Origin of the sequence: Acinetobacter sp. XS-4 (genome assembly GCF_023920705.1) — a bacterium.
Classification (GTDB): domain Bacteria; phylum Pseudomonadota; class Gammaproteobacteria; order Pseudomonadales; family Moraxellaceae; genus Acinetobacter.
In genome coordinates this window covers 2,672,297-2,684,213 of record NZ_CP094657.1, presented here as the reverse complement: position 1 = coordinate 2,684,213, position 11,917 = coordinate 2,672,297, and the positions used below count along the sequence as shown (strand labels likewise).

Genomic DNA, 11,917 nt, shown 5'->3' with positions numbered 1-11,917 from the left:
AATGGAGAATTATACAAATTGTAGACATTTCCCATAAAGGTAGGAACTGAGCTCAGGCTTATGGATGGAGTGGTTAACATGGATAAGAAAATACGATTAGCCGAAACATTAAAACGCCGCATTATTAGTATGGAATTGGCACCGGGCGCTATTGTAGATGAAATATCCCTAAGCGAAGAATTTGGAATTTCCAGATCACCTGTTCGTGAACTCATCCGTCAAATGGCAGCCGAAGGTTATCTTGAGCTTGAAGCAAATCGCGCTGCTCGCGTTTCTTCGATGAGCCATCAATCACTCCGTAATTTCTTTTTAGCTGCGCCATTAGTTTATATCGCTACGACACAATTAGCAGCAATTAATGCAAGCTCAATTGATATTAAGCAGTTGAAAGAAATTCAGATGCAATTCCGTAAAGCCATTGATGAAAATGACTTGGAAGGCCGTGTTTACTATAACAACCAATTCCATTTGGAAATAGGAAAGATTTCCCAAAATGCATATCTCATGCCGAGTTTAGAGCGCTTGCTCATTGATCATGCGCGTTTAGGAAAGATTTTCTATCGCCAGCCGACTTCATCAGATATGCAAGAAGACCTCGATACAGCGGTTATTCAACATGACCAGATTATTGATGCTTTAGAGCGTCACAACGCAGGTGAAGCTGGTGAGCTGATCCGCGTGCACATGGATTTATCTCGCCGTCGAATGACTGAATATGTTGTTCCGGAAGGTATTGATGTTCCACTTACTTATTAATTAAAGGCAAAACCTTTTACAAATAATACTTTCACTTACAGGAAAAGTAGGTGAGTGGACAATATAAATGGAGTTTTTGAAATGACTAAAGTTACAGCCTTACCTGCCGATGACCAACGATGTGCATGGTATCACCTCAGCCCAAAACGAATGGTTAAACCAAGCCATACAGGTAAAAGCGCAGCACGCTGGGCAGTTATTGGTGCAGGATATACGGGCTTAGCCGCAGCACGTCAATTGGCACTCAATTTTCCCAATGATGAAGTGATCTTGATTGAAGCACAAGAAGTTGGTTTTGGTACGGCTGGTCGAAATGCGGGGTTTGCAATTGATCTTCCACATGATATTGGCGCCGAAGATTATATCGGTGATATCGACATTGCCAAAACCACAATGAAGCTAAATCTGTTGGGTCAATCTATTCTGCACGACTTAGTCAATAAACACGGAATTGATTGTCATATGCGTCCAAGCGGCAAATATCAAGGTGCAGTAGAAGACCGTGGTATTAAGGTTTTGGAAGCTTATCAACGTGGTTTAGATAAACTCGGGCAAGAGTACCAAGTGATTAATGGTTCGGAATTACCAAGCCATATTGGAACCTCATTTTATAAAAAAGCATTGTTTACACCAGGAACAATGCTGCTTCAACCATCAGCATTAGTAAAAGGGTTGGCAGACAGTTTACCGTCGAATGTGACCCTATATGAAAATACCGCAATTACTGAAGTTGAATACGGCGATAAAGTTGTATTAAAGCATGAGCTTGGTCAAATCACTGCGGATAAATTGATTTTGGCAAACAATGCTTTTGGGCAACGTTTTGGTTTTTCACAGTTAAAACGCACCATGTTGCCTGTCTTTTTATATGCAAGCATGACTCGTCCTTTAACACCAAGTGAGCAAGTTGAACTGGGCGGTAAAGATTTCTGGGGCGTGATTCCATCAGATCCTTTTGGTAGTACTGTTCGCCGTACCCACGACAACCGTATTTTAATGCGCAACAGTTTCAGTTTTAACCCAAATGGAAAACCAAAGCCGCATTGTTTAGAGCGCTTTATTTCTAAGCATCAGCGTTCGTTTGATAACCGTTTTCCAATGTTGCCAGACGTTAACTTTGAATATACGTGGAGTGGTTCACTCGCATTATCGCAAAATCATAAAGGCTTCTTTGGTCAACTTGCTCCAAATGTTTATGGTGCTTTGTGCTGTAACGGTCTGGGAATTACCCGCGGAACAGTCACAGGTACGTTGTTAGCTGACTGGATTGCAGGACAGCGTAGTGACTTGATCGATTTTCTTTTAGAAACGTCAGGTCCAAATAAAGTTCCACCTGAGCCGTTCTTATCCATCGGTGTCAATGCAACCTTGTGGTGGGGGCAAAGAAAAGCAGGGTTGGAAGAGTGATGTAGGTGGCATCAGGTTTATAGGTTTTTTGATCAAATTAATTAGGTAAACAGCTTTAAACAGCAAAGGTGGCGAAATTGAGTTTTCAGTTTCGCAGGGGCTATTCAACCTTAAATTTCTTAAATGTGTAGGAAACACATCCACTTCGGTGGACGAGTATTGGAGATAAAAATGACAACGAATCATATGTCAATTGATGATGTACCGGTAAATGGATTTCATCAGTTATTGAGTATTCGTACAGGTGGCGGTTGGCTACTGGATGGTTATGTTCTAAGTATTATCGGCGTTGCATTAATGCAGGCTGCTGCGCAATTACAGTTATCCAATTTCTGGCAAGGAATGATTGCAGCATCCGCACTATTCGGTATGTTTTTTGGCGGATTTTTAGGTGGTTGGCTAAGTGATTGGATGGGGCGTAAGAAACTGTATTTCATTGCTCCGACTTTATTTGTTTTATGTTCAGTCGCCCAGCTTTGGGTAGATTCTGGATGGGTATTATTTTTATGCCGTTTCATGATTGGGATTGCCGTAGGTTTTGAATATGCCGCAGGCGGCTCATTGCTTGCCGAGTTTTTACCAACCAAAGAACGTGGCCCACGTTTAGCGATGCTCACGATTATGTGGTTCTTTGGCGCGATGTTGGCGTATCTCTTCGGCAATATGATTTTAAAAATGGATGTTACAGACGCTTGGCGTTGGGTGTTTGCGAGTCCAGCCGTGATTGGTCTGACCTTGATTTTAATCCGAATTGGTACACCAGAATCACCACGCTGGCTTATCAGCAAGGGTCGTAATGCTGAAGCAGAAGTCATTATTAAACAAGTATACGGACCATCTTTTTCACTAGCTAATGTGCCCGTTCAGGAAGCTGTTAAAAGCTTGTCGCTTAGAGAAATCTTAGCTTTAGGCTATGGCAAACGCGTGTTTTTCTGTTCGATGTTCTGGATGTGTGCAGTGATTCCTGTGTTTGCCGTGTATTCCTTTGCACCTCGTGTTTTAGATGCAATGAATCTAAAAGGCTCATGGGCTGAATATGGTTCAGTGGCAATTACTTTAATGTTCGTGGTTGGCTGCGTAATTGCAACCAAACTCATCAACACGATGGGCCGCCGTAAAATGGTTATTCACAGTTTCTTGTGGTCAGGTCTTGCATTGCTGGGTTTAGGTGCATTTGCTGACGGCTCACAAATGTTGGTATTGGTACTGTTTTGTTTATATGCAGTGTTGATTGGTGGAGCGCAAGTTTTGGAACTGGTTTATCCAAATGAACTTTTTCCAACAGAAATGCGTGGCATTGGTGTCGGCATGGCAACTTCATTTTCTCGTATCGGCGCAGCAGTTGGTACATGGCTGGTTCCGATGTCATTAGACACCATTGGTATTGGCAATACGATGTTTGTGGCAGCAGGCGTCACCTTACTTGGTTTGATTGTTTCCATTATGACAGCTCCTGAAACCAAAGGGCTGAACTTGGAACAAGCAACTTCTTTAAAAAATTAACAATGGATCGTGTTGCCACAATCTCGGTTTCTTAAATTGATTATGGCAACCATCAACACACTTTAAAACGGAGAAAATATCATGACATTTTTTGAAGGCATTTATACACCAGCAATCACTCCTTTAGCTGCTGACGGTTCAATTGATAAAGCTGCTTTTGCAGAAGTTTTAGAATATTTAATTGATGCAAAAGTACACGGCATTATTGTAGCTGCAACAACGGGTGAATATTACGCACATACTGCTCAAGAACGTTATGACCTTGCTAAATACGCGAAAGATGTCATTGGTTCACGTACTTCATTGATGATTGGTACAGGTGCAATTCGTACCGAAGATTCGGTTGAATATGCAAAAGTGGCTAAAGAAATTAAAGCTGACAGTATTTTAGTGACTATTCCGCCTTATGCATTGCCAACTGAAAAAGAAGTTGCAGCTCATGCTTTAACAATTGATAAAGCAGCAGGCTTACCAATCATGTTCTATAACTATCCTGCACGTATGGGCGTAAGCATGGGTAAAGAGTTTTTTGATACTGTATTTGCCGAATCAAAGAACTTTGTTGGTATTAAAGAAAGTTCTGGCGATATGAACCAGTTACATATGCTGGCGCGTAACTATCCATTTTTTGAAATTTCTTGTGGTTGGGATGATCAGGCACTTGAGTTCTTTGCATGGGGCGCACGTAGTTGGGTTTGTGCAGGTTCAAACTTTGTACCTCGTGAACACATTGCTTTATATGAGGCTTGTGTAATTGAGAAAGACTTCGACAAAGGCCGTCGCATTATGGCTGCAATGATGCCATTAATGGATTTCCTTGAAACTGGTCATTTCATTCAATGCATTAAATATGGCTGTGAACTTAATGGTCTAAAAGCAGGCAGTGTTCGTGCGCCGTTACAAGATATGGATGCAGAAAAGAAACAAGCATTCAAAGTTATTGTTGAACAACTTAAGCGTGAAGTTGCGGCAATTACAGGAGGCGTTTAATGTCTGAGCTTCTTACTGCATCGGAATATGCAACGATTGCCCAAAACTTATCGTTTCAGACTTTAGCCTTTATTGATGGTCAGTTTCAGGCATCTGCTTCAGGCAAAACGTTTAAAACGACCAACCCTGCAACAGGTGAGTTACTTGCAGAAATTACTGCCTGTAATAGCCAAGATGTGGACCTTGCAGTTGCTAAAGCTAAAGCAGCATTTGAGGATGGTCGCTGGCATCGTTTATCTCCGAATGAACGTAAACACGTTTTACTTAAATTTGCCGACCTTCTAGAGAAAAATACAGTTGAACTGGCTGTTATGGAGAGTCTAGATAGTGGTAAACCAGTCAGTGAATGTCAGTTAACTGATGTGCCAGAAATGATTCATACCATTCGTTGGCATGCGGAACTGATCGATAAAATTTATGACAATACAGCACCTGTAGGTTCAGATACTTTATCTCTTGTGGTACGAGAAGCGATTGGTGTCGTTGGGCTTGTTTTACCTTGGAATTTCCCATTACTGATGTTGGCTTGGAAAATTGCGCCGTCTTTAGCAGCAGGCTGTTCGGTGGTGATTAAACCAGCTAAGGAAACGACTTTAACTGCGCTGCGTGTTGCTGAGTTGGCTGCCGAGGCTGGTATTCCAGCTGGTGTATTCAATATTTTGCCGGGTGGTGGACGCGAAGTCGGTGAACCACTAGGTAGACATATGGATGTCACGATGGTGAGTTTTACTGGCTCAACTGAAACAGGCCGCCTATTTTTACAATATGCTGCCGAATCGAATCTAAAACGCGTTGTTCTTGAGTGTGGTGGAAAAAACCCTGCTGTCGTGATGAATGATGTCGATGATTTAGATCTGGTTGCACAGCACATCGTGAATGGCGCTTTTTGGAACATGGGTGAAAATTGTTCTGCATCTTCTCGTTTAATTGTTCATTCTGATGTTAAAGATGAGCTATTAGGTTTAATCGGTATACATCTGAACGACTGGAAAATGGGTAACCCACTTGATCCAGATCATAAACTGGGTTCGATGGTTAGCAAATCACACTATGAAAAAGTGAAGTCTTATATCGATCAGGCAAAAGCTGAAAAACAAAGCATCGTTTTTGGTGGCAACACTGAACAAGATATTTTTGTACAGCCAACCGTAGTTGATGGCATTAAGGCGACAGATACCTTATTTAAAGAAGAGGTCTTTGGTCCAATTTTGTCAGTGACCACATTTAATACAATTGATGAAGCCATCGCACTTGCCAATGATTCAGTTTATGGCCTTGCAGGTTCGGTCTATACCAGTAACTTACGCAATGCGATCAAGCTTTCACGTGCTATTCGTGCTGGGGTAGTAACCGTGAACTGTTTTGGTGAAGGTGACATTACGACACCGTTTGGTGGCTATAAAGAATCTGGTTTTGGTGGCCGAGATAAATCGATTTGGGCACATGACCAATACACAGAATTAAAGACCATCTGGATTGATGTGTCTGAGTCTTAAAACTTTTGTAACCCTTGGTTCTTAGGAGCCAAGGGAGTTTAAAAAAACACGTTAACTTTTAATTCGAAAACAAAAAAAGTTTTTGAAGGGATCGTTTTATCCAAAAATTCATTTAAATAAGGAAATGTAAATGAATAATCTCTATATCAAAAAAGTAGGAATGGGTTTGTTTGTAGTCGGAATGTCTACACCTGTTTTTGCTGGAGTAACTTTCGGTGACCCAAAAACTGAACTGGGGGCAGTCACAGTTTCTGGAACTTTACGAGCTAACTATCAAGATAAAGATTATGGTGAATCTGCTTCTGATCAGAAAATTAAGTTCGATGCAGCAATTTTAAATGTGGCTTATGAGTCACCAGATTGGTTTGGTAAAGTCCAATACCGCTGTTATCAATACGATAAATTTTGTGATTTCTCGACCTTGGTACAGGCCTATGCAGGCTACCGCTTAAATGCGACCGATAATATTACGGTCGGTTTACAACCTATTCCTTTTGGTCCGGGCCGCTATTGGGATAGTAGTTTCTATGCGGGTATTAACAATACTATGGGCCTGCAAGACGCTTTAGATTTAGGTGTGAACTATCACTTTGAAATGCCGACCGCGACTAAAGTTGACCTCGCATATTTTGCAACTGACGGTGGTAACTACCATGGAACAAGTAAAGATTCTGCACGCTATACCGCCAATGTCGTTACTTCATCCGATCCACTTAAAACCAACCTTAATGAAAAAAACATGTGGATGGCTCGTGTTGATCAAGACCTTAAGTTTTTAAGTACAGATGATTTAAAAGTATCGGTTGGGGGAAGTTACTGGTATTCAGATATTGAAAATAAAAAGACATCTGCCGATGGAAATCGAAATACATGGGCTGTGTTTAACCGCATTAATTATAAAAACCTGAATGTGGTACTTACAGGTGGCAGACAGTCGATGAGCAACAAAGATGCCTTAAGCCCAGCAAGCTCTACTTTTGGTTCATTTGATAGTGAATACGACATTGCCAACAAGGGCTATTTCTACACGGTAGACACGAGTTACACCTTCAAGAATGTAAAAGACTCACTCAACGTCACCCCCTATGTTGTGTTCAGTGGTTTCAACAAGAAAGAACAGGGCTTTGATGACTCACAGCGCAACATTGTGGGTGTGGCATGGGACTACAAAAATGTTTCGCTCTATACCGAATATTTAATGAGTAAAAATGACCCATTTGTGGGTGGAACGGGCAACTCACTTGCAGCGGGCGATGATGGTAAGTGGAACAAGCTCTTAAATGTAATGCTGGTTTATAACTTCTAAGCGTTGCGCCTAACTGATCAATCTACTTCTATTAACTACGCTCTCAAGAAGACCTGACAAGAATGCTTGAGAGTAATTTAAAAGTGTTAAAAAGATGAAACCAATACGTAAAATCTTAGTAGCTAACCGTGGTGAAATTGCCATTCGAGTGATGCGTGCTGCCACAGAAATGGGCATCCGCACGGTTGTAATTTATGCAGAAGAAGATAAATTTGCCCTGCATCGCTTTAAGTCGGATGAAGCTTATCGGGTAGGCGCGGGCAAAAAGCCAATCGCGGCCTATCTGGATATTGAAGATATTATCCGTATTGCACTTGAGGCAGGGGTAGATGCTATTCATCCGGGCTATGGTTTCTTGTCTGAAAACCCTGAGTTTGCTGAGGCTTGTAGCCAAGCGGGAATCCGTTTTATCGGTCCAAAACCGGAAGTAATGCGTCAGTTAGGCAACAAGGTGATGGCACGTAACGTTGCAATGGTTGCATGTGTGCCTGTTGTTCCTGCCACATCGGCACTACCGGAACGTATTGAAGACTGCCAGTTACTGGCCGCTGAAGTGGGTTATCCACTCATGCTCAAAGCGAGCTGGGGTGGTGGTGGTCGTGGTATGCGTGTGATTGAAAATGAAAATGAACTCGAAGATGCAATTACTGTTGCACGTCGTGAAGCCAAATCTGCATTTGGCAATGATGAAGTCTATCTAGAGAAACTGATTCGCCATGCCCGCCATGTCGAAGTACAGATTTTGGGTGATACACATGGCAATATCGTACATTTGTTTGAGCGGGATTGTACCGTACAACGACGTAACCAGAAGGTCGTGGAGCGTGCGCCCGCACCTTATTTATCTGAAATACAACGCAGTAAAATCTGTGACGCTGCTTTAAGACTGGCTCGTGCGGTAGATTACACCCATGCGGGTACGGTTGAGTTTTTAATGGATGCCGAAACAGAGGACTTCTATTTTATTGAAGTTAACCCGCGCATTCAGGTTGAACATACGGTTACTGAAGAAATTACTGGCATTGATATTGTTAAGGCACAAATTCGGGTGACCGAGGGAGCTGCGGTCGGAGATGGCAGTAGTTTTATTCCACCACAAGAGCAGATCAAATTATTAGGCCATGCATTGCAATGCCGACTCACCACAGAAGACCCTAAAAATGGCTTTATGCCGGATTATGGACGTCTCACTGCATTTCGTAGCGCAACGGGTTTTGGGGTGCGGGTAGACAGTGGTACGGCCTATACAGGTGCTGTCATTACGCCATATTATGATTCTTTACTGGCTAAAGTCACGGTTCGCGGTGCAAGTGGTGATGAAGCCAATGCCCGTATGTTGCGAGCGTTACAGGAGTTTCGTATTCGTGGTGTCTCAAATAATCTGGCATTTCTAGAAAATGTGGTAACCCATCCTTTATTTACACAAGGTACTTGTACCACCCGATTTATTGATACCACGCCTGAATTATTTAACCTTAAACCTAAGCAGGACCGTGCGACTAAATTACTGGAGTTTTTAGGTGACATTACCGTCAATGGACAACCCGAACTCAAAGGGCGTTCACTTCCTGAAACTGTACCAGCTCCGGCCCAGTTACCGACATTTAACTTAAACCAACGCCATCCGAGTGGCACCCGAGATCAGTTTAAATTACTGGGTGCAGAGGGTTTCTCAAACTGGATGCTAGATCAAAAGCGTGTATTGGTTACTGATACCACCATGCGTGATGCCCATCAGTCCTTATTTGCTACACGAATGCGTAGCGCAGATATGCTGGCGATTGCACCTTATTATTCCCATATGGCCAGTGAGCTGTTTTCACTCGAATGTTGGGGCGGGGCAACCTTTGATGTGTCGATGCGTTTTTTAAAAGAAGACCCATGGGAGCGTCTGGTTCAACTTCGTGAAGCGGTGCCAAACATTCTATTTCAAATGCTACTTCGCTCATCCAATGCAGTGGGTTATACCAACTATCCAGATAATGTCGTCCGTCAATTTATTGCACAGGCCGCACAAGGTGGGATTGACCTGTTTCGTGTATTTGACTCGCTCAATGCAGTCGATAACATGCGGGTTGCCATTGATGCAGTTCGAGAGTCTGGCATGCTGTGTGAAACAGCAATTTGCTATACCAGTGATATCTTTGACAACAACCGCAGATATAACCTTAACTACTATGTCGATATGGCAAAGCAACTGCAAAAAGCAGGGGCTAACATCCTCGCGATTAAGGATATGGCCGGTATTTGTAAGCCAGCCGCAGCACGTGAGCTGATCAAGGCATTGAAAGAAGAAACCGGATTGCCGATTCATTTTCACACTCATGACACCAGTGGTATTGCTGCAGCCAGCATTTTGTCTGCCATCGATGCAGGCGTTGATGCAGTTGATACCGCCATGGATGCCATGAGTGGTTTAACGTCACAACCGAGCATGGGCTCTGTTGTGGCAGCTTTACAAAATACCGATCGTGATACAGGACTCAACCCTAACAACCTGCAACAGCTTTCTACTTACTGGGAAGGTGTACGCCATATCTATGCACCGTTTGAGGCAGATATGCGTGCGGGTACGGCCGATGTTTATCATCATGAAATGCCGGGTGGACAATATACCAACTTACGTGAACAAGCTCGCTCCCTTGGCATTGAAGAACGTTGGTCAGAAGTTTCCGATGCCTATGCACAAGTCAACTTATTGTTTGGTGACATTGTGAAAGTTACCCCCACCTCTAAAGTAGTGGGTGACATGGCTTTATATATGGTGTCGAATAACCTTAATTCAGAAGATATTGAGAACCCGAAACTTGAGATTGATTTCCCTGAATCGGTGGTTTCACTGTTTAAAGGTGAGCTAGGCACACCAGCACATGGTTTTCCAAAAGAGTTACAGCACAAGGTATTAAAGGGTGCAGCCCCGTTAAATGCTCGTCCTGGAGCAGTGATGCCGCCAGTCGATCTGGTGGGTGAGAAAGCAATGCTTGAAAATATGTTTGGGAAACAACTGACCGAACAGGAACTGGCGTCATATTTGATGTATCCAAAAGTCTTTACCGACTTTATGAAGCACAAACTGAAATATGGCACGGTATCAAGCATTCCATCTTCAGCCTTCTTTTATGGTTTAAAAGAGCAAAGCCCTGTCGAAATTGAGCTTGAACGCGGCAAGACACTGGAAATAAAATTGCTGGGCCGTTCAGAAGCCAAAGATGGCGTTATTGATCTGTTCGTAGAGCTGAATGGTCAGCTGCGCCTGGTGCAGATTAAACAGGCCAGCCAAAAAGAAGTAACGGCTCATCCGAAGGCAGATCCGACAAATCCGAAACATATCGGTGCTTCGATGCCGGGCATGATTAGTACAGTACCTGTGAAACTGGGTCAGTCGGTCAAGAAAGGTGAAACCTTATTTACCATTGAAGCGATGAAGATGGAGCTTGCCATTAAAGCTGATCAGGATTGTGTGGTTCAGGAAGTTTTAATGAGTGCGGGTAAGCAAGTTAGAAATATGGATTTGGTTTTAGTCGTTCAATAGAGCGGCTATCAATTTGAGAAGTGGTTTAAAGATATGACAAGCAAGAGAAATGCAACGTTAATAGGGCTCATCGCTGTTTTGCTATGGAGTTCTATTGTTGGGCTAATTCGTAGTGTGAGCGAGAGTTTGGGAGCAACTGGTGGTGCTGCCATGATGTACAGTGTTGCCTCTGTCTTTCTCTTGATTAGCATTGGATTTCCGAAAATTAGGGAATTCCCTAAGCGCTATTTAGTTTGGGGAAGTCTATTATTTGTTTCCTATGAGTTATGCCTTGCCTTATCTATTGGTTATTCAAATACCAATCAGCAGGCCATTGAAGTGGGAATGGTCAATTATCTATGGCCAGCTTTAACCATGGTCGCGGCTATTTTATTTAATAATCAAAAATCTAGCTGGCTGGTGATTCCCGGATTCGTGATTGCGATTTTGGGAATTTGCTGGGTACTTGGCGGTGAGCAAGGGCTTGATTTTGCAAGCATGCTTGCAAATATAAAAGATAATCCACTGAGTTATGGACTGGCTTTTATCGGTGCATTGATTTGGGCTGCTTACTGTACTTTAACGGCAAGAATAGCTAACGGAAAAAATGGCGTGACGCTCTTTTTTATGCTCACAGCACTGGTGTTATGGGTGAAATATCTGGTCATTGGTGGCGCGCCAATGGTGTTTGACCTTCATGCGATTATCTATCTTGCACTTGCTGCTGCGGCAATGGGTTTTGGATATGCTGCATGGAATGTGGGTATCTTGCATGGCAATGTAACGATTCTGGCTGGTGCGTCTTACTTTATACCCGTATTTTCAGCAGCTCTTGCAGCAATCGTTTTACATACACCGCTTTCCATGTCGTTTTGGCAAGGTGCGGCTATGGTGTGTATCGGTTCGGTTTTATGTTGGTTTGCAACACGTCAGAAGCATTAAAACTCG

Annotated in this window: 8 protein-coding genes; all 8 read left to right on the top strand. The window is 42.9% G+C overall.

What is annotated here, in order from left to right; all coding sequences use genetic code 11:
* Positions 1 to 78 precede the first annotated feature (78 nt).
* Positions 79 to 756: a GntR family transcriptional regulator gene (locus MMY79_RS12490; protein ID WP_252608983.1), complete on the top strand. Its 678-nt coding sequence runs from the start codon at positions 79 to 81 to the stop codon at positions 754 to 756.
* Between the two features lie 81 nt (positions 757 to 837).
* Entirely contained in the window at positions 838 to 2,163 is a 1,326-nt protein-coding gene (locus MMY79_RS12485; RefSeq protein ID WP_252608982.1) for an FAD-binding oxidoreductase, read from the top strand.
* A 171-nt stretch (positions 2,164 to 2,334) separates the two neighbouring features.
* Entirely contained in the window at positions 2,335 to 3,666 is a 1,332-nt protein-coding gene (locus MMY79_RS12480) for an MFS transporter (protein ID WP_252608981.1), read from the top strand.
* A gap of 81 nt (positions 3,667 to 3,747) precedes the next feature.
* The gene (locus tag MMY79_RS12475; protein ID WP_252608980.1) at positions 3,748 to 4,656 is read left to right on the top strand and encodes a dihydrodipicolinate synthase family protein; all 909 of its coding nucleotides are present in this window, start codon (positions 3,748 to 3,750) and stop codon (positions 4,654 to 4,656) included.
* Positions 4,656 to 6,152: an aldehyde dehydrogenase gene (locus tag MMY79_RS12470; protein ID WP_252608978.1), complete on the top strand. Its 1,497-nt coding sequence runs from the start codon at positions 4,656 to 4,658 to the stop codon at positions 6,150 to 6,152. The genes MMY79_RS12475 and MMY79_RS12470 overlap by 1 nt, the downstream gene beginning before the upstream one ends.
* Before the next feature lie 130 nt (positions 6,153 to 6,282).
* Positions 6,283 to 7,458 carry a hypothetical protein gene (locus MMY79_RS12465; RefSeq protein WP_252608976.1) on the top strand — a complete coding sequence of 392 codons (1,176 nt, stop codon included), beginning with the start codon at positions 6,283 to 6,285 and terminating at the stop codon, positions 7,456 to 7,458.
* A gap of 94 nt (positions 7,459 to 7,552) precedes the next feature.
* Positions 7,553 to 10,990 (top strand): pyruvate carboxylase, encoded by a 3,438-nt coding sequence (locus MMY79_RS12460; protein ID WP_252608974.1) that lies wholly within the window; start codon positions 7,553 to 7,555, stop codon positions 10,988 to 10,990.
* Between the two features lie 33 nt (positions 10,991 to 11,023).
* Positions 11,024 to 11,911, top strand: coding sequence for an aromatic amino acid DMT transporter YddG (yddG, locus tag MMY79_RS12455; protein WP_252608972.1), 888 nt, complete (start codon positions 11,024 to 11,026; stop codon positions 11,909 to 11,911).
* Positions 11,912 to 11,917 lie beyond the last annotated feature (6 nt).